The sequence below is a fragment of the Ohtaekwangia sp. genome, from assembly GCF_036786105.1.
Taxonomy (GTDB): domain Bacteria; phylum Bacteroidota; class Bacteroidia; order Cytophagales; family Cyclobacteriaceae; genus Ohtaekwangia.
The window spans coordinates 52,936-71,944 of sequence record NZ_DAIQRQ010000018.1; the positions used below are offsets into that span (position 1 = coordinate 52,936).

General features: G+C 46.0%; 15 protein-coding genes and 1 pseudogene. 10 read left to right on the plus strand and 6 right to left on the minus strand.

What is annotated here, in order from left to right:
• Nucleotides 1-60: 60 nt before the first annotated feature.
• From V7Q33_RS10330 to V7Q33_RS10360, 7 genes and pseudogenes are all read left to right on the plus strand, one after another.
• Nucleotides 61-468: an HYC_CC_PP family protein gene (locus tag V7Q33_RS10330; RefSeq protein WP_331979990.1), complete on the plus strand. Its 408-nt coding sequence runs from the start codon at nucleotides 61-63 to the stop codon at nucleotides 466-468.
• A gap of 112 nt (nucleotides 469-580) precedes the next feature.
• A pseudogene (locus V7Q33_RS10335) lies at nucleotides 581-3,808 on the plus strand (efflux RND transporter permease subunit).
• On the plus strand, nucleotides 3,789-5,117 hold the full coding sequence (locus V7Q33_RS10340; RefSeq protein WP_333819784.1) for a TolC family protein: 1,329 nt from the start codon (nucleotides 3,789-3,791) through the stop codon (nucleotides 5,115-5,117). Before V7Q33_RS10335 ends, V7Q33_RS10340 begins: the two are co-directional and overlap by 20 nt.
• Entirely contained in the window at nucleotides 5,095-6,402 is a 1,308-nt protein-coding gene (locus V7Q33_RS10345; RefSeq protein WP_331979994.1) for an efflux RND transporter periplasmic adaptor subunit, read from the plus strand. Before V7Q33_RS10340 ends, V7Q33_RS10345 begins: the two co-directional genes overlap by 23 nt.
• A gap of 4 nt (nucleotides 6,403-6,406) precedes the next feature.
• Entirely contained in the window at nucleotides 6,407-7,588 is a 1,182-nt protein-coding gene (locus V7Q33_RS10350) for an efflux RND transporter periplasmic adaptor subunit (RefSeq protein WP_331979996.1), read from the plus strand.
• A 125-nt stretch (nucleotides 7,589-7,713) separates the two neighbouring features.
• Nucleotides 7,714-8,340 carry a DUF3347 domain-containing protein gene (locus tag V7Q33_RS10355; protein WP_331979998.1) on the plus strand — a complete coding sequence of 209 codons (627 nt, stop codon included), beginning with the start codon at nucleotides 7,714-7,716 and terminating at the stop codon, nucleotides 8,338-8,340.
• Between the two features lie 23 nt (nucleotides 8,341-8,363).
• Nucleotides 8,364-8,870 carry a DUF3347 domain-containing protein gene (locus V7Q33_RS10360; protein WP_333819785.1) on the plus strand — a complete coding sequence of 169 codons (507 nt, stop codon included), beginning with the start codon at nucleotides 8,364-8,366 and terminating at the stop codon, nucleotides 8,868-8,870.
• Nucleotides 8,871-8,937: 67 nt separating this feature from the next.
• On the opposite strand, the gene V7Q33_RS10365 is transcribed toward V7Q33_RS10360, so the two are convergent.
• The 3 genes from V7Q33_RS10365 to V7Q33_RS10375 form a co-directional block, all read right to left on the minus strand.
• On the minus strand, nucleotides 8,938-9,390 hold the full coding sequence (locus V7Q33_RS10365; protein ID WP_331980002.1) for a hypothetical protein: 453 nt from the start codon (nucleotides 9,388-9,390) through the stop codon (nucleotides 8,938-8,940).
• A gap of 64 nt (nucleotides 9,391-9,454) precedes the next feature.
• The gene (locus V7Q33_RS10370; protein WP_333819786.1) at nucleotides 9,455-10,534 is read right to left on the minus strand and encodes a winged helix DNA-binding domain-containing protein; all 1,080 of its coding nucleotides are present in this window, start codon (nucleotides 10,532-10,534) and stop codon (nucleotides 9,455-9,457) included.
• Between the two features lies 1 nt (nucleotide 10,535).
• Nucleotides 10,536-11,072, minus strand: a complete 537-nt coding sequence (locus V7Q33_RS10375) for a DinB family protein (protein WP_331980006.1) — start codon at nucleotides 11,070-11,072, stop codon at nucleotides 10,536-10,538.
• Between the two features lie 184 nt (nucleotides 11,073-11,256).
• Between V7Q33_RS10375 and V7Q33_RS10380 the strand changes: the two genes are divergently transcribed.
• Nucleotides 11,257-12,006, plus strand: a complete 750-nt coding sequence (locus V7Q33_RS10380; RefSeq protein WP_331980008.1) for a copper homeostasis protein CutC — start codon at nucleotides 11,257-11,259, stop codon at nucleotides 12,004-12,006.
• 160 nt (nucleotides 12,007-12,166) lie between these two features.
• Here the strand turns inward: V7Q33_RS10380 and V7Q33_RS10385 are convergent, their stop codons facing one another.
• The 3 genes from V7Q33_RS10385 to V7Q33_RS10395 all read right to left on the minus strand — a co-directional run bounded on the left by V7Q33_RS10385 (nucleotide 12,167) and on the right by V7Q33_RS10395 (nucleotide 16,834).
• Nucleotides 12,167-12,616: a GNAT family N-acetyltransferase gene (locus tag V7Q33_RS10385; RefSeq protein ID WP_331980010.1), complete on the minus strand. Its 450-nt coding sequence runs from the start codon at nucleotides 12,614-12,616 to the stop codon at nucleotides 12,167-12,169.
• A gap of 28 nt (nucleotides 12,617-12,644) precedes the next feature.
• Nucleotides 12,645-13,580 carry a DUF4272 domain-containing protein gene (locus tag V7Q33_RS10390; RefSeq protein WP_333819787.1) on the minus strand — a complete coding sequence of 312 codons (936 nt, stop codon included), beginning with the start codon at nucleotides 13,578-13,580 and terminating at the stop codon, nucleotides 12,645-12,647.
• Between the two features lie 260 nt (nucleotides 13,581-13,840).
• On the minus strand, nucleotides 13,841-16,834 hold the full coding sequence (locus V7Q33_RS10395) for an outer membrane beta-barrel family protein (RefSeq protein ID WP_333819788.1): 2,994 nt from the start codon (nucleotides 16,832-16,834) through the stop codon (nucleotides 13,841-13,843).
• A gap of 285 nt (nucleotides 16,835-17,119) precedes the next feature.
• Here V7Q33_RS10395 and V7Q33_RS10400 point away from each other — a divergent pair, with 285 nt between their 5' ends.
• Complete coding sequence (locus V7Q33_RS10400; RefSeq protein ID WP_331980016.1) at nucleotides 17,120-18,163, plus strand: sensor histidine kinase; 1,044 nt, start codon at nucleotides 17,120-17,122, stop codon at nucleotides 18,161-18,163.
• Nucleotides 18,160-18,891 carry a LytR/AlgR family response regulator transcription factor gene (locus V7Q33_RS10405; RefSeq protein WP_331980018.1) on the plus strand — a complete coding sequence of 244 codons (732 nt, stop codon included), beginning with the start codon at nucleotides 18,160-18,162 and terminating at the stop codon, nucleotides 18,889-18,891. Before V7Q33_RS10400 ends, V7Q33_RS10405 begins: the two co-directional genes overlap by 4 nt.
• Nucleotides 18,892-19,009 lie beyond the last annotated feature (118 nt).

Sequence of the window (19,009 nt, forward strand, 5' to 3'; positions counted from 1 at the left end):
CCAATCCTTTTAAAATATAAACCCTTCTATCCCGAAAATCCGTACATTTGAATTGTAAATATGAAAAGGCTCCGTCCCATAGCATCGGTTGTACTGGCTCTGCTGACTTTATTGTCAGCCAGCAGCTTTACCGTTGGTGTGCATTTGTGCCAGGGACGTGTGCAGCATGTGGCCCTTTTTACCAAAGCGGAAGGATGCGCCATGGAGAAACAACTCCCGCCCTGCCACCGCCATAAAGCAAGCTCCTGCTGTGAAGACGAGACCATTGTGCACGAAGGCCAGGGATTTAAAGCTCCCCTTACCGATGTTGTAATTGCCCCCGCCACGGTTGTTGACCTTGAACTTCCCGTAGTATTGATCGCCGAAATTATACCGGCATCTCCACGGGCACAGAATACATATTATAATTACGATCCGCCCTTACGATCTGAAGACCTCACCGTTTCTTTCCGTACACTTCTTATCTGATCTTTACTCTCTGAAGCTGCTATAGCTTCGCCTGTCCAGCATCCATAGCCATTCTTGCGGGCAGTATACTTTATTCATTTTACATTTTCCACATTTCTTCACGGGTTATACCATGATTGAAAATTTAATTTCCTTGTCACTGCGGAACAGGTTCCTGGTCTTGCTGGTGGCAGCCACACTCTTCGCGTGGGGTATATATGCTGTACGCGAAAACAAGATCGATGCTATACCCGACCTGTCAGAGAACCAGGTCATCGTCTTCACCGAATGGATGGGGCGCAGTCCGCAGATTATGGAAGACCAGGTAACCTATCCGCTGGTTACCAACCTGCAGGGATTGCCGCAGGTAAAATATGTACGCGGCTCTTCTATGTTTGGTATGAGCTTCGTTTACGTCATCTTCCAGGACAATACCGATATATACTGGGCGCGTGAACGCGTGCTCGAACGACTCAACTATGCCACGCGCCTGCTGCCCGAAGGAGTAACGCCAACGCTCGGCCCCGATGGCACCGGTGTAGGCCATATACTCTGGTATACCCTCGAAGCACCCGGCATGGACCTGGGCGAGCAACGTGCTATACAAGACTGGTATGTGAAGTTTGCTTTGCAAAATGTGCCCGGTGTAAGCGAGATCGCATCGTTTGGTGGTTTCCAGAAACAATACCAGGTAACCCTCAATCCCAATCGCCTTACTTATTATGGACTTTCTGTTCAGGAAGTAATTCAATCGATCCGCAGCAACAACAACGAAGCGGGCGGGCGCAAATTCGAGATGAGCGACATTGGCTATATCATTAAAACAACGGGATACCTCAAGTCTGTTGATGAAGTTGAAAATATACCGGTAAAGACGGTGAACACTATACCTGTAAAGATACGCGATGTAGCCACGGTGCAAATGACCGGAGAAACACGCCTCGGTATATTTGACCAGGATGGCGAAGGTGAGGCAGTAGGCGGCATCGTGGTGATGCGCTATGGTGAAAATGCCGATGAAGTGATCCGCGCCATCAAGGTAAAAATGGAAGATGTAGCGAAAGGGTTTCCGGAAGGTGTGAAGTTCAATATTGTATACGATCGCAGTACGCTCATTGAAGAATCGGTTTCCTCCATTAAGAAAACACTTATTGAAGAAATGATCGTGGTATCGCTCGTGGTAATACTTTTTCTGCTGCACTGGCGCAGCGCCATCAGTATCATTATCCAGATACCGATAACCCTTGCCACCAGTTTTATCCTGCTGAATGCATTCGGTATATCTTCCAACATCATGTCACTTACCGGCATTGCGCTGGCCATCGGTGTGATTGTGGACAACGGCATCATCATGTCAGAGAATGCCTATAAACATTTGTCGCATCGCTATCACGAACTAAATCCGGAGAACGAAAAGTAAATCATCATGATCCGAAAATTATTTTCACGCAAGCCCTATACCCGGATCGGTGATGCCGAGCGCCTCAGCATTATTGAGCGCTCCTCACGACAGGTATCCCGTGGTGTGTTTTACTCCACGATTATTATCATCACCTCTTTCCTGCCGGTGTTTATGCTCTCAGGGCAGGAAGGTAAACTCTTTCATCCGCTCGCCTATACCAAAACTTTTATACTGGTAGTAGACGCACTATTGGTTGTAACGCTGGCGCCCGTACTGCTTTCCTTTTTTATGAAGGGCAGGTTTCGCGGGGAGCATCACAATCCGATCAATCGCCTGCTGGAGAAAGTATATGAGCCTGTCATCCGTACCTGTATGCGGTGGCGCAAAACGACACTGGCCGTAAACATGCTGGCACTTGCCGTCAGTGTACCCCTGCTGCTGAGTTTGGGAAGCGAGTTCATGCCACCACTCGATGAACAATCTATACTGTTTATGCCGGTTACATTGCCGGACATAGCCAACGAAGAAGTCAAACGCATTCTGCAGGTACAAGATAAAATTATCAAGTCGGTACCCGAAGTTGACAAGGTATTGGGAAAAGCCGGCCGTGCCAGTACGGCCACAGACAATTCACCTATCAGTATGATCGAAACGATCATCTTACTGAAACCAAAATCCGAATGGCGCACGGGCATCACCAAGAAAGATATCATCAACGAGCTTGATGCCAAAATGCAAATACCCGGCGTAGTAAACGGGTGGACACAGCCCATCATTAACCGTATCAACATGCTGGCAACCGGTATACGTACCGATGTAGGTATAAAAGTATACGGACAAAACCTGGATAGTATCAAGGCTGTATCCGAGCGTATCAAAGCTTCGCTTGCAGCCGTGCCCGGTGTTAAGGATTTATATGTAGACCCGATCACTGGCGGAAAATACCTTACGGTACACATCAATCGCGAAGCACTCGGACGCTATGGTTTATCAGTAAATGATGTAAACATGATTGTGGAGTCAGCGATCGGTGGGACGCCCATTGGCCAGACCATTGAAGGACGCCAGCGGTTTACCATCAGCGTTCGCCTTGCACAAGATTATCGCAACAGTTTATCGCAGTTGAAGCGCATCCCGCTAAAGACACCGGCACTTGGTACTATACCCTTATCATCCGTGGCCAATATATACTTTGAGGATGGCCCGCCGATGATTACCTCTGAAAACGCGATGCTGCGCGGAGCTGTACTCTTTAACGTACGCGACCGCGACCTGGGCAGCACGGTGAAAGAAGCGATGGAAACTTTGAACAACAGGCAAGGCGCTCTTCCTCCCGGTTATTACCTGGAGTGGAGCGGGCAATATGAGAACCTAATCCGCAGCCGACACACACTGATGGTGATATTACCGGTGGTGCTGCTCATTATTTTCATCTCGCTATACCTGGCGTTCCATTCCATTCGCGAAGCATTTCTAAGCCTTATTACAATTCCTTTTGCACTCATTGGCGGAGCCTACATGGTATATTTCTACAGCGTAAATCTGTCGGTAGCCGTGGCTGTGGGATTTATAGCCTTGTTTGGCATAGCCGTGGAAACCGGTGTAGTAATGGTTATATACCTGAACGATGCCATGCGTGAACTGGTAAAACAATATGGCAATTCGCGCGAAAGCATTTCAGCAGATATACTAAAGGAATATGTTATTCATGGTGCCGCGAAACGTCTTCGTCCCAAAATCATGACGGTTTCCGTGGCGTTGTTTGGATTGATACCGGTACTATGGTCAACCGGAGTAGGCAGCGATGTCATGCAACCTATTGTATTACCCATGATTGGAGGTGTGATCACTTCATCTACCCATATCCTGCTGGTAACACCACTTATCTTTTTGATGACGAAAGAATATGAATTGAGAAAATTCGGAAAACTGGAAATTTATGAAGAGGGTAAAAGCTGAAAGTTTAAAGTTTAAAGTTCAAGGTTCGTTGTTCAGGATCACAATAACCTCACTCGCAGCTCACAGCTCACAGCTCGCAGCTTGCTGCCTGCTTGTATTACTCACAACAACTTCTCTACATGCGCAAGTACTCAGCCTTGATACGGTACTGCATCGCATCGATAGGCAAAACCCGATGCTGCAGGAATACGATCAGCGTGTTGAGGCATTGCATGCGTATACTACGGGCGCGAAAAGCTGGATGGCTCCAATGGTTGGTGCCGGTACATTTATGACACCTTACCCGGGACAACGGTTAATGGAGGAGCGTGACAAGGGTAATGTTATGATCTCAGTTGAGCAGCAGATTCCCAATCCGGCGAAGCTTAATGCCAATAAAAATTACCTGCAATCAAAAGCCCGTGTTCAACAGCAGGGGCGCGCGCTGCAATACAACACATTGCGTGCAGAAGCGAAGACACTATATTATCAGTGGCTGGCGGACTTACAAAAGATATCCATCCTGCAGGAGAATGAACGCATCATCGATCTGATGCTGAAGCTCGCCAGTATCCGCTATCCTTATAACCAGGGAAGCCTTGGTAATATATACAAGACCGAAGGCCGCCTCAGCGAAGTACAGAATATGATGTTGATGACCCGTGCATCAATCAAAGAAAAAAGTTACCGGCTCAAAGCATTGATGAATATACCCGCTATGGATTCGATCATGATCGATACGGCCACCGTGGTGAGCTTTGAGCCCAACAATACGTTATATGATACTGCATTGCTTGGCGCGAATCGCAGCGACATTAAACAAATAGACAAGACGATTGAAGTCATGCGTCTCAACCAGAAGCTTCAGCAATACCAGGCAAAGCCTGATTTCAAAATACGATTTGATCACATGCAGCCCATTGGCCGCAATATGCCCACACAGTTTACAGCCATGGCCATGGTATCTATACCTATAGCTCCGTGGTCGTCTAAAATGTATCGGGCAGAAGTAAAAGGTATGCAGTACGACATCGCTGCCATGAAGAAAGGACGCGAGGCTATACTAACGGAAGCACGCGGCATGCTGGCTGGCATGGCTTCGCAGCTCACGAACATGAAGCGGCAACTGGATAACTATAAAACCAGGATCATTCCTGCCCTGCGCAAGAATTATGAAACCACTCTGCTGGCATACGAGGAGAACCGGGGTCAGCTGCCTGAGGTGATCAATGCGTGGGAAGCCATGAACATGGCCCAGATGGAATATGTGAATAAGCTCGAAGAATACTATACGATGATCGTTCGCTATGAAAAGGAATTGGAGAAATAAAGCAATGATATACCCGTGGGGTAAAATACTGCTGGCAGTAACCATGCTGTTTATATTCGATGCCTGTAGAACAAAAGAAACAGCGCATCAGGATATTTATACTTGTCCCATGCATCCCACAGTGGTTACCGATAAACCCGGAACGTGCCCGGTGTGCGGAATGGAGTTAGTGCGCAAAGCCCGCGAAGGTGAAGAAGTAAAAGTAACCAGCGACCTGGCACAACGTACCAAATCACCAAACGAAGTGGTCATTACAGACATTGCTACTGTGAAAGGTGAACATAAAAAATTATCGATAACGCTACCGGCACAAGGCGTTGTTACCTACGACACGCGGTATATCAGCAGCATTCCGGCACGCATCGGGGGGCGCCTGGAAAAAGTATATATGAAGTATGTTTTCCAATCCGTACAAAAAGGGCAGGCCATTGCCGAGATCTATAGTCCTGAATTGCTGGCCGCCCAACGGGAATATCTGTTTCTGTTAAAGAACGATGCCGGTAATACGGCACTTATCGAGTCTGCCAAAAACAAGCTATATCTCCTGGGAATGTCGGCAAAGCAATTGGAAGCACTCGCACACCGGCAGGAACCACCACAGACCTATACGATATATAGTCCGGCCAGCGGGTATATCATTGCTGCTAATACTGCAGCACCTTCCGTCAATGCAAGTACAACGGCATCGCCTGCAAATGATATGGGTGGAAGTTCGATGAGCGGTAACTCGCCGGCAGCTTCGACCTCCGCAGCCACAACACAGCCGTCAGGCTCGCTTGTGCGGGAAGGGAGCTATATAAATACAGGTGAAACCTTGTTCACCGTTGTGAACACATCAGCTTTGCGTATCGAATTGAGCGTTCCGATCAATGATTCAAATGTCCTTAAAAAAGGAGATGTAATCTCGCTGGATACAGGCACTGATTCAAAGCAAAAAGCTACGGTCGATTTTGTACAGCCATTCTTTGATCAGAATCAATCCTTTATCAAGGTCAGGGTATATATAGCCCCTGCCGAAAAACTTTCCGTGGGGCAGTTGATCCAAGCTACGGTCACACTTCCTGAAATAGAGGGGCTTTGGGTGCCTCGTGAATCGGTAGTAGACCTTGGTCTGAACAAAGTTGTTTTCGCGCAGCGCAATGGCATTTTTAAACCGCTGCCAGTGACAACCAGTATCTATAGCGGAACGCTGGTTTCTGTAAAAGGAATTTCTTCAACAGACGTTATTGCTGCCAACGCACAATACCTGGTAGACAGTGAAAGTTTCATCAAAGCAAAACCATAACGATATGCGGGCATTCATCTATTTAGTTATACTGGCCCTGCTGGCATGGAGCTGCAATCGGCAGGAAAGCAAAACAGAAACACATCAGCATGCGGCACACGCTGCTTCAGAGAAATATACATGTCCTATGCACCCTCAAATTATACGCGATGCCCCGGGCAAGTGCCCCATCTGCGGCATGGACCTCGTACCCATAAGCAGCACTACTAGTCAACACATCATGCTGAATAATACACAACTGAAATTAGCCAATATCACCACGCAGCAAGTATCCTCTGAAACCATTGGCGAAACGTCTGTTATCAATAGCAAAATTATGGTTGATGAATCGCGTACTGAAGTGATCAGCAGCCGCGCTGCCGGGCGAATTGAGCGCCTGTTTATAAAAGAAACCGGCCGCGAGGTGAAACAAGGTGAACCGCTATATGAACTTTATAGCGAGAACCTGTTAACGCTGCAACGTGAATATTTACTGGCCAAAGAGCAATTTGAAACACTGGGCAAACAAGAACCGCGCTATGAATCGTTTCTAAAAGCCTCTGAGCGAAAACTACTACTCTACGGCCTTACTCAAAAACAGATTGCGCAACTTGCCGAATCCAAATCGCCTAAAGAACGCATTACGTTTGTGGCTCCGGCAGGAGGCATCATTGCCGAAATCAACGCCACCGAAGGGCAATATGTACCGGAAGGTGCGCTGCTCTACAAGTTTGAAAATATAGATCAATTATGGGTTGCTGCAGAACTATACCCGCAGGAAACAGCGCTCCTAAAAACAGGCGATAAAATACGTGTGCGCATCAGTGGTTTTGAAAATGATCCCATCGATGCAACGGTTATATTCCTGAGTCCGGAGTATACGGCAGGCACACAGATCACAGTTATGCGGGCTCTGTTGCAGAATGGCGATCACCGGTATATTCCGGGCACGCAGGCGCAAGTACTGTTCAATCATTCCTCCAAACAATCGCTGGCATTGCCGACAGACGCTGTAATACACGATGCCAAAGGAACCCATGTATATATTCAGCGCGGCCACAATACCTTTCTGCCACGCACGGTTAAAACAGGTATTGAAGATTTTGACAAAGTAGAAATCACCGAAGGTTTACAGGCTGGCGATACCGTGGTGGTAACGGGAGCGTATTTGCTATACTCCGAGATGGTGTTGAAGAAGGGAGTGTAGATTAGAAAATTGAAAGATTAAATATTGCTAAACCCTTTGTGTAACTCCGGGTCTCCTTTGTGATTCTTTGTGCCACTGGATTTACCTACGAATAACTTGTAACAGATAACTATTAACTTTATACCATGAAAACAAAATCCACTTTTCTCGCTTTGCTGTTCGCTGCATCAGCATTCGCATTAAGCAACTGCTCTGGTAAAAAAGATCATCATCACGAAGATCATGACCACGAAGCACACGACACCACCACTGCTGCAACTGACTCCGCTGCAACAACGGAAGCCGGCAAACCTCAGTTTGATGTTGACAAAGTTTTCCAGCAGCAACTGGCAGCGGTATATACTGCGTACCTGTCGTTGAAAGAAGCATTCGTAGCATCTGATGATAACAAGGTGCGCACCGAGGCTACCGCTGTTAAGCAGGCGCTATCAAAAGTAGATATGATGCTATTGTCAGATGCTGCCCATCATGACTGGATGACGTACCTCGGCAACCTGGAATCTTCCGTAAAAGCAATCGAGACAAATAAAGATATAGAAGCGCAGCGCAAGTCATTCAGCGTGCTTTCTGAAAATCTATACAAAAGCGCAAAGGCATTCGGCCTGGGCGGCACCACGGCCTATTATGATTTTTGTCCCATGGCGTTCAATGACGAAGGTGCTTACTGGCTCAGCGATCAGGAGGCGATTCGTAATCCATACTTTGGCGACAAGATGCCTACATGTGGCGTTGTAAAAGAAAAGCTTCAGTAAAATTAATCATTCAAATATACTATATGAAAAACATAGCCTTTGTAATTGCACTTCTGCTCATGAGTTGGGGTGCGTATGCGCAGCATGATCATGCACAACACAGCACACCGGCACAGACTGCGGAAGCTCCTACATTCAAAGACGCCAGGCTTACCACAGCCTATACACATTACCTTCAGCTGAAAGACGCGCTGGTGGCATCAAACGCCACAAAGGCAAAACAGGCGGCTGCGGCATTAAAGCAATCGGCAGAAACGTTAACCAATGGAAAGAAGGTATCTGCATCGGCCGGCATCATCGCGGCAGCATCTGATCTGGAAGCCCAGCGAAAAGAATTTGCTACACTAAGCACTGAAATGAAGGCCTTAGTAAGTGGAAACGTAGCGTCTGGATCTTTATACCTGGAATATTGCCCGATGGCGAATAACCATACGGGCGCATACTGGCTTTCGAACGACAAGCAGATCATGAACCCATATTTTGGCGATATGATGCTGCACTGTGGTTCGGTAAAGGAAACCATTCAGTAAATAAAAATACCAGTATTCACCGTTAAGTGGTGAATACTGGTATATCTATACGTTCACAAAATTTTCGCTATTCCGTTCCCATCTTCTTTGTCCCCGACTTCCGGGTATATATATATTTGAATCGTTCGGCATGTGGCGATCCCCGCCCGGTAAGGGTAAGAATGTGGCCTTGCAAGGAAAGCCCCCACTCCACGGGATGCGCATCGCCATTCGCATTATTCTTACTTTCGAGGTATAGTATCTTGTGATTTTCATTGATGCGAAACAGGCCGGAGTCTAACTTCTGCGAGTTGTTGCGTGTGATGTATTTTGCTTCGCGTGTAAATTCGATAGTGTGAATAAGAGTATCAGAAGTTGACTGTATTTGTTTCTTACCATCAAATACCTGGCTTATCTGCCAGGTGCCCACCACTAAATCGATGACTTTCTGCCCCGATTGGGAAGCCTGCTGGGCAAATGTACTGCCGGCAAGCAATACAAAGCATAAACCCAGTATCCAAGTGTTGCTTGTGATCTTCATATTTATTACAGTTTAATTCAACAATCAGGTTGAAAAAACCATACCTGCTATAAATAATCTGGCGTCACACTATTTTTATTAATGAAGTCCCCAGGAATGCGCTATATTTTTTAGCTACTGAAGCAATGGCTGTCTTTTGTGTTTTTGTGAATGACGCAAACGGTTTTAACTCCACCACTGCGGTATCTTTGGCAACAGTGCGCTTCCATGTACCTACTACCTGACTATTTATTACCACGGTGGAGCTCAATATACCATTGCCGGTTCCCGCAATTTGTTTGAAGCGCGCTGTATCGATCGCCGCACTGCGATTAGTATAGCCGAGCAGGTATTCATCAAAGCCTGGCAACAAATATACCGATGTTGTTTTCGGTTTTACCTCCGGATTATCAGCAGCCATCCAGTATGTATTACCTTGAACGGTTTCCTGTATAAGTTTTGATTTTATAGCATCATGTACCGCTTTCACTTCGGTTATGGATAAGCCCGTCCACCAGGCAAAATCCTGTAACGTAGCCGGACCATGGCTCGCGAAATAACGTAGCGCGAAGGCGGCTATAGCTTCATCCTGCTGCGGTAATTTGGTAGCGGGTATCCATTCATCCAGCAATGTAAAAGTAGGTTGTTTTCCTTTTCGTGCTCCGAAACAGATCAATCCCGTTTGTGCCAGGTATCCCAGTATATGAAGCCCGCGTGTATTACCGGTAGCGATCTTGCCCCGCTCCAGTATATCATATACTTCTTTGCGCGTAAGCTGGTGCCCGCCTTCCAGTACAGTCACGAGAAGCTTGGCACTTTTGGTAAATACTTTCTTATCGAGTTCTTCCTGTTTATAGATACCTGCCGCGCGCGAGATTATACGTGGCGTAAAAGCTTTCAGCATCCAGCGTACATCGGCAGGAGCAACCAGGTGCAACGTACCACGCATGGGCCAGGTACGAACAATCGTTTTATCGGCAAGGGCCTGCTCAATCATTTCTTCGCTTCCATTCTTCATGCGCAGACCTACACTCCACAGCGATCCCAGGTAATCCTGCGACTGCATCGCTCCCATCCATGATACTACTTCTTCCGGTTTTTCAAATTCACTCTGCGAGATGCGCTGGTGATGTAACCGTTGGTGTGCAATGGATGGGAGCGTCATACTATATCTGTTTCTGTTTTACGCGTAAAAGATAAAAACTATAATCCGACATTGGAATATCCGTGATCCCTGCATTGCGGGCAATCGTTACCACCTGTCCCCGGTGATAGCCGCTGTGAGTGATACAATGGTTCAGAAACGCTGCCCGTGATTGTATACCCTTTATATAAGGCGTATCAAACGCTACATCTTCTGCCCATGCCTCTTCAGAAAGCGTAGCAACAAAATCTGCCATAGCGCGCGAATGTTGTACGATGCCTTCCCATACATCCTCCGTTGTGCCATCAAAACCCTGACGAAATGATGGCGGTGCTGGCACTTGTTCTAACACCGATGACCAGAAACGCTCTGTATCCCATATATGCACCAGGGTTTCTTTTATACTGGGAAAACTGGATGCAACTTCACGCACAATCAACCCGGACGGCTTCGGACGCAGCCAATTTACCAACGTTTCATTTGCCCATGCATTGTATACAGTAAGATCCGTGAGCAGGCTGCCGATGGTGAGTTGTTGCTTTTCCTTTGTCGTTGTCATAGAAGTGTTGTTTAATTTTAATATAAAGTAACAGCGGGTATATGACAGCCTTATGTCAACAAAAAAAATGTAAAAATATTTTTTCAACGCACACAACACACGCGCAGAAATCAGCAGAAGTTTAAACATCCGGTAATGCGATTGTGAAAATTTATAGGATATTTGACATCTAACTTTTTGCATCATGACCATTGAGATTGTAGTCTATAATATTGAATCCGCACGCAAAGCACAGGAAGGTGGGGCCGACCGCATTGAACTTTGCGACAACCCTGGTGAAGGTGGCACTACGCCTTCTTATGGAACCATTGAAGTGGTTCGCCAGCATGTATCCCTCGATGTGTTTGTGATGATCCGCCCGAGAGGTGGAGATTTTCATTACGACAGCTATGAGTTCCACGCCATGAAACGCGATATATCGCAATGCCAGAAGCTGAGTGTAGATGGCGTTGTGTTTGGTATTGTAAATCCGGATGGGACAATTGACAAGAAGCGTTGCAAAGAGCTCATCGATAAAGCACGTCCGTTGAAAGTAACGTGTCACCGGGCTTTTGATATGACGCGCGATCCATTCGAAGCATTGGAAGATTGCATTGAAGCAGGTTTCGATCGCATCCTTACCTCCGGCCATCAGACACAAGCTGTGAAAGGTATAGATCTGATTACTGAGCTGATCAAACGTGCCAACGGAAGAATTGCTATTATGCCGGGCTCCGGTGTAAATGAAAATACCGTTGAAGAAATTGTATCGAAGTCAGGCGCAAAAGAAATTCATTTCTCTGCAACAAGTTCCCGTAACAGTGCCATGATATATCGCAATGAAAAAATTGCCGGCATGGGCTCGGATGAAGGCTCGGAGTTTAAGCTACGCACCGTTGATCCGGAGCGGGTGAAGAAGATGCGCGTGTTAGCGGAGAAGGCTGCTGGGCGCTAGCTGCAAGAGATGTAAGCGAGAGAAGAAAATCCAATTGCACAAAGTATCGCAAAGAAGACGCAAAGGAACACGAAGCGTTTTTTCAGTATTTATTTTAATCTCCATAGCTATTGGATGTGAGAAATGTATCTGTGTAATTCTGTGGGAAATAACTTTGGCATTATAAGTTCTTCTCGAAGCAAACGCTATTCTCCACCCCTGCATATTGCCCGTAGTTTGGTATAATTCTATAGTTGTTCTTTTCATATAGCCGAAGCGCTTCGGGTTGCTTGTAGCCGGTTTCTAAAATGCATCGTTGGTAATTCATTTCTCTTGCCCAGCTTTCCAGCTCATTCAGAACCAGGGAGGCAATTCCTTTTCCGCGTTTATCGGGAAGCACATACATTCGCTTTACTTCCATGGTACTTTCATTATACTGTTTAATGGCTCCGCAGGCAACCGGTATATTATTTTCATAGAGCACCACAGCATGTTTAATCGCATCGATCTTATTGAACTGCGCATAGAAAGCATGCTCATCGCCATCGCGGATGGCTAAATCTTTATCCAGCTCTTTCACAAGGATTTGAAAATCGATGTTACCGGAATTTGTTCTGATTATTTTATACATACACGAATATACTATATATAAAAAATTGCTACGTAGATGTATCCACATCGTCCCACAGCTCTCCGCTAAAGTTACCGTCTTCATAGTGTGTTCTGAGCCAGTTGAGCACCCGGTGTCTCTCAAGACTTACCGCACGGTTGATTTTGGTTTGATCGTCTTTTCTGCTGAACATCAAATCTCTGAAGTATGTGGTGGCCATCTCGTTTACTAAATTTTCTTCGTAGATTTCATCGAGGCTTCTATACTCGAGATTCGACAGAAAGGACATCAGCGGTTCACCCAGTGCAGGAACATTCTCCTGGAACTCGCGCATCGCCTGGCCGTTGATTTTGTTGCTTGCCTCATCCAGGCGCGGCAATACCTTTACTTTATTCAAACACCAGCCCAACGTAAGCGCGGCCTCTATTCGCCACGATAGTTCCCGCAATGTTTCCTTCTCGGGTAACGGATCTGTAAAAAATTCTTTTTCCTTTGGCGACACACGATCCCACAAGCCTTCTCTTTGCAGCCAGTCGCAAACGTCAGCACGCTCGTGAAGCTTATGTACTGCATACGAAATAGCATATAGTATCATCATCCGGCAACCTGCTTCAAACGGTGAATGGAATTTTTCGTTGGAATGATCAAGATAGGGCAGATGGCTTACGCGGTAATTTTTGATTCCATAGCCGACAAGCCTCGATTCCAGGCTCTTCTTCTTTGCCCGCAACTGACTGTCGCCTGCGCTCTCCAGCGCATTTATCTCCTCTCGTGTTTTATACCAGCTCTTGTGCGGCGACAGCTTACCACATCCGGGACAAACCGTATCCTGCCATTGTTTTTTACATTGCGGGCACTTCGCTTTTGTTTCAAACGTATTCCATGAATGACCACAACTACACGCCCAATGTTTTTCGCCATCCGGCTTCCACTCACAATTCGGGCACTGGATTATCGTATCGGTATTCCTTTTCCAGAAAAGCATAGTGAGATGTATGGAGACTCGGTTAATATACTCTTGCGCTCGAAGATTGTCCAGGCGAATACCCTGATTACACAGGCAAACCCTTGACTCTGCCAACCCAAGATAGCGATTCTGCAGCAATACTGTAAACACCTTGCGGCCTGAAGTGCTATCTTATAGGTTACGTTTCTTTCATTACAGAAAGCAGGAACAAGTAACTGCACAAAAAGAAAGAGGAGCCTTCGCTCCTCTCTCAATCTATTTTTAAAATTCTTAATTTATTACTGTGCGCGCTTTGCGTTCATCGGGAATGATCCAAACTCGCCCACGGTCATGTTACCGGTAAACGCATCGCCAGCTATAATTGCCTTCACGCTGATCGTTCTTGCATTGCCACCAAAGTTAACTTCGTAGCTGAAGGTTATTTCATTGCCATTTACTTTTACATCCTTCAATGCATTCACACTGTTGAAGCGATTGTTCTTGATAGTACCGCTATATACATCACCTTCTTTCTTAATGGTGAGTGTACCTTCACCACCCTGCGGCGATTCTATAGTATAGTTCCATGTGCCTTCCGCTACTACGGTGGCATTCGGATCGGTAGCCGGTAAAGTTGCAGGAGCAGCCGTTGTAGCGCCAGCACCGGGTGTTCTCGCACCCTGACCTTGTGCTGCACCACCGCGCATGTTACCGCCACCTTGCTGGCCACCGCCCTGAGCACCCCCGCCCATGTCGCCTCCGCCACCTTCGCCACCTTCTTTGAGGTCATCATTGCTGATAGACTTTCTGCGTTTCGGTTTGGCATCCGTGCTCATTTTACCAATGCGGTAGCTGAAGTTGATGCGGAAGCTCATGTTCTTCAACACCGTTAAGCTAGTGCTTTCTACCAACGGAGAATTTACTTTGCTATGAATCCGGAAGCCTGATGTATTGAAGAAGTTCTCTGCACCAAAGCCTATACTTCCACGTTTGTCGTTCAGATCTTTCTTCAAACCAAGACTATATATACCGAATCCCCCTTGCGTTCCCTGCAATTGTACCTGGCGACCGCGGTAGAATCCGAAGAACTGGAAACCCCATCCTTTTGTGAGGTTATAGCTACCAAAGAGGCGATAGCTCACAACCCAACCTGAATTGCTGGCAGTATATTGCGGATCAGGGTTATTATTCTTCAACATCGCATAGTATAGATCGCTACCGCCATTCAATGAAAGCTTACCGATATTCACATTTGCAAAAAAGTTAAGCCCTACGGCATCTTCCTTACCAATGTTCTTGTACGTTGTGCGCACTGTATCAGGATCTGTTTTTACATTACCGATCACATCGCGTATACTCTGAATTGAATTATTGGTATTGCGCCAGAAACCAGAGAAGTTAAGTGACGTTCCTTTAATGAACGTGCTGTACGTAAGTTCGTAGTTGTTGGTATACTCGGGGCTTAGCGAAGGGTTACCAATCGATATACTATAAGGGTTGGATGCCTGTATGTTCGGGTTCAGGTACTGGATAGACGGACGCTGAATACGTCTGTTATAGGCAGCCTTTAATGTTTTACCATTGCTGAACTTTTTAGAAACGTTTATACTGGGAACCAGCACGCCGTAAGCAGGTATCTCTATCTTTTCCTCAGTGAGTGTATAGGCTTTAATGGTTGTGTATTCGTAACGAGAACCTGCCTTTACACTAATATTACTCTTGGTAGTATAGGTATATGATAAATATCCGCCGGCTACATTCTGATCATAGTTCAGGTTGTTGGAAAGTGATGCGTTGGTGGAAGGCACGTATCCTCCGTTACCATCGGAAGTAAAATACTGGAACTCGCTAAACGCTTTACGCATAATATCTTTAGCACCGAATTCCACCATCTGGTTTGAACCGATAGGCGATTGATAATCTACCTGCATGGTCATCTCCTGGTTGTAGCTGTCGTTCACGTTCTTTACACCTTGCGTAACAGCAACACCATTCTGTTCTGCTATAGCGTTCTGGTAGTTATTGGTGCGGTTGTTACGGCTATAGCTGCCCATAAAGCTTAGCTCACGCTGTGGCTTGGCGTACAAATGGGTAAAAGTCAGGTTTGCATCTACGGTGTTGGATTGATCTTTCGAGATGACATTACGCAAACTGGTAATGGTAGCGTTATCAGGATCATCTATAGCATTGTCGATCATCGTAAACAGATTATCCTGGTAACTGTTACCATTACGCGCACCCAGGCGGACAGACGCAGCCATATAGTTCTTCTCATTTATATCATAATCCCAACCGAGGTTGTAGTTACCAAATATACCGTTGTTACGTGTTTTGGCCTGCTGCAGGTTTTGGGTATACGGTCCTTCCAGCGATGAACGTGTATACTGGTTGTTTTCAAAGCTACCTTTTACATTATAGTTGGCACGGCCCCATCCGCCCAGAGAAAAGCCCATCTTGCCTTTGCGATAATTACCATTCAGCCCCAGGTTAGAACCACGTGTACCTACACCGGCATCTATGTTCAGGGTAAGTCCTTGTAATGTATTTTTCTTGGTAATGATGTTGATGATACCGGCAGAACCTTCTGCATCGTATTTGGCAGAGGGCGATGTGATCACCTCTACAGATTTGATCTGATCAGCAGGAATCTGCTTTAACGCATCTGCTATACTGGAAGCCATAATGGTAGATGGCTTGTTATTGATAAGCACTTGTATATTCTGGCTACCGCGCATGGATACGTTACCATCCAGGTCAACAGAAAGCATCGGCACTCTTTTCAGTACATCTGTGGCATCACCACCGCGGGCGGTCTGGTCGTTCTCAGCATTATATACCATGCGATCCACTCGCTCTTCAATGATGGACTTCTGTCCTTCCACCACCACTTCTTTGAGCACTTTTGCTCCGGTGCTTAGTGCAATCGTGCCAACATTTATACCTTCTTTCCTATCAGGTACCACTACTCCTTTTACGGTTTGTGTTTCATAGCCAACAAACGATACCACCAGGTTATAGGTGCCCGGTGCTACTTTCGAAATGGTAAATTCACCTTTATCATCACACACAGTACCATCGAGTGGCTTATCGGAATCAACGGCGGTCAGGGCAACGGTAGCAAACTCCACGGGCTTTTTGGTTTCGGCATCCGTAACCGTTCCGGTAATTTTGCCAGTAGTTGCTACTGCCGTATGTGAAGCTGTATTAGCCCCGGCACTACCTCCACTCTGTCCCTGCGCAAACACAGCGCTGCTGCTCGTAATAAAAAGTAAAAGCGATAATAATTTTCTCATGTTATAGTAAAAGAATAAAAAACTCAGAATCAAGAAATCACAAAATGCTTTCGAACACTTGCTTGGAAAGTCAACGGCAAAGAAAATTCATTTGTTGACGCATATAGGTTGTTTTTATACGATCAGGCATTTCAATTCGACAATCCGGTCAACTATTCGACCGTGCCGAAAGGTACGGACAACGCCTCGAATCGGTCGATAAAACTCCACTAACGGTAGAAAATCAATAAGAACAGCTTCACCACCAGGCACTAAAACGTAATTTTACCTGTATTGTGTTTTGTTATGCAATCTACTATTCAACGTAACCGGGTTATTCTGCTCCACCTCTCCTTCTGGTGTGTATACATTTCATTCTTTGTATACCAGATGGCTTCCTTTCGAAGACACGAGCACGACATTGAACCTATGGAGATTTTCGTACAGGCGGCCTCCAATGGTATATTTAACATTCTTGTTGCCTATCTCAACTACTTCATTTTTCTGCCGCGATTTCTGGAGCGAAAAAAAGTGGGACAATACCTGCTGGAGTTCTTTATACCTTTTGCCATTCTCATGTTTTTACGTGTACACCTGCAGCGTTATCTCGCAGATGGCTACTCACACCAGGTGCATTATTTCTATAACTCTATATTTATTGTGCAGGCCAGCGCCACCAGTCTCTTCATTGTAATCTTTGTTGGAATGCTTCGCTTTGCACAGGAGTGGTTTGAGTTTGAATCGAAGAAGAAGGAAGTAGAGAACGAACGACTGCAGGCAGAACTTAACTTTCTGAAAGCACAGATCAATCCACACTTTCTTTTCAACACACTTAATAATTTGTATTACCTCGCCTACTCGCAATCGCCCAATACAACCGAAGTGATTGCCAAGCTGTCGCAGATGATGCGTTATATGATCTACGACACCAACTATCAGCAAGTGTTGCTGAGCAAAGAGATCGAGTATATGCAAAACTATATCAGCCTGGAACGCCTGCGCCTGAACAACCAGATACCGATCGATTTCACAATACAGGGTAATGTGCAGGATGCACGCATCTCGCCATTCATTTTTATCACCTTCCTGGAAAATGCCTTCAAGCACGGCATTACCAACAACAGCACCGATGCGTGGGTAAAAGCCAGCATTGCGATGGAGGGCAAAACCTGCATCTATCGTGTAGAGAACAGTAAATATACCGCTCCGAAGAACGGACACAGCAAGTCGGGCATTGGATTACAAAATGTTCAGCGTAGATTAGACCTCAGTTACCCCGGGCGGCATACTTTAAAAGTAGAAAACACTCCCGATCACTATAGCGTTGAATTGAAACTAATTTTATCGTGAGCATTTCGTGTTTGATTGTAGACGATGAGCCACTGGCGCGCAGCCTGATGACCGATTATGTAAAGAAGGTACCGTATCTTTCTTTACTCGATGCCTGTTCGAGTCCGCTCGCTGCGATCGAGATTCTGCGCAAGACTCCGGTGGATCTGCTCTTTCTCGATATACAGATGCCCGAAATAACCGGTATATCTTTACTCAAAGCTTTGCAAAAGAAACCGATGGTTATTCTCACCACAGCATATTCCGAATATGCATTGGAGGGCTACGAGCTTGATGTGATCGATTACCTGCTGAAGCCCATTACATTCGAACGATTTCTTCGCGCTGCAGAAAAAGCCAATCAGCGAATAACAGTTTCCACAGCTTCTGCTATAGCTACAAGCGAAACCAAAGCGCCCGATCCGGCGCAGCCCTTTGTATTTGTAAAAGATGGAACGAAGCTGGTAAAAGTGCGCTGGGATGATATACTTTATGTTGAAGGATTGAAAGATTATGTTACCATTCACACCAAACAACAAAGGGTAGTTACACTGCAGCGACTCAAGAGCCTCGAAGAACAATTACCTTCCGATAAATTTATCCGCATTCATCATTCCTATATAGTGGCGGTTGATGCGATTGATGTTATTCACAAAGGCGAAGTACAGATCGGCTCCGCTACCATTCCCATCAGCGACACCTATCGCAAGGCATTTAAAGATTTCACAGACAAAAATCAAATGCAGTAAAATCTCCCACAGAATTCACAGATATACACAGATTAAATGCAGCAAAAGCTTCTGTGAAATTCTGTGAGTTCTGTGGGAAATAAATTTTACGCAGTAAGCAGCTCTTGAGCGTTTTGAA

Coding starts and splice junctions, on each gene's coding strand:
- V7Q33_RS10395 (WP_333819788.1), bottom strand. CDS start 16,834: ATGAGAAAATTATTATCGCTTTTACTTTTTATTACGAGCAGCAGCGCT.
- V7Q33_RS10340 (WP_333819784.1), top strand. CDS start 3,789: ATGAAGAGGGTAAAAGCTGAAAGTTTAAAGTTTAAAGTTCAAGGTTCG.
- V7Q33_RS10345 (WP_331979994.1), top strand. CDS start 5,095: ATGAAAAGGAATTGGAGAAATAAAGCAATGATATACCCGTGGGGTAAA.
- V7Q33_RS10365 (WP_331980002.1), bottom strand. CDS start 9,390: ATGAAGATCACAAGCAACACTTGGATACTGGGTTTATGCTTTGTATTG.
- V7Q33_RS10385 (WP_331980010.1), bottom strand. CDS start 12,616: ATGTATAAAATAATCAGAACAAATTCCGGTAACATCGATTTTCAAATC.
- V7Q33_RS10360 (WP_333819785.1), top strand. CDS start 8,364: ATGAAAAACATAGCCTTTGTAATTGCACTTCTGCTCATGAGTTGGGGT.
- V7Q33_RS10370 (WP_333819786.1), bottom strand. CDS start 10,534: ATGACGCTCCCATCCATTGCACACCAACGGTTACATCACCAGCGCATC.
- V7Q33_RS10375 (WP_331980006.1), bottom strand. CDS start 11,072: ATGACAACGACAAAGGAAAAGCAACAACTCACCATCGGCAGCCTGCTC.
- V7Q33_RS10380 (WP_331980008.1), top strand. CDS start 11,257: ATGACCATTGAGATTGTAGTCTATAATATTGAATCCGCACGCAAAGCA.
- V7Q33_RS10350 (WP_331979996.1), top strand. CDS start 6,407: ATGCGGGCATTCATCTATTTAGTTATACTGGCCCTGCTGGCATGGAGC.
- V7Q33_RS10390 (WP_333819787.1), bottom strand. CDS start 13,580: ATGCTTTTCTGGAAAAGGAATACCGATACGATAATCCAGTGCCCGAAT.
- V7Q33_RS10330 (WP_331979990.1), top strand. CDS start 61: ATGAAAAGGCTCCGTCCCATAGCATCGGTTGTACTGGCTCTGCTGACT.
- V7Q33_RS10355 (WP_331979998.1), top strand. CDS start 7,714: ATGAAAACAAAATCCACTTTTCTCGCTTTGCTGTTCGCTGCATCAGCA.
- V7Q33_RS10400 (WP_331980016.1), top strand. CDS start 17,120: ATGCAATCTACTATTCAACGTAACCGGGTTATTCTGCTCCACCTCTCC.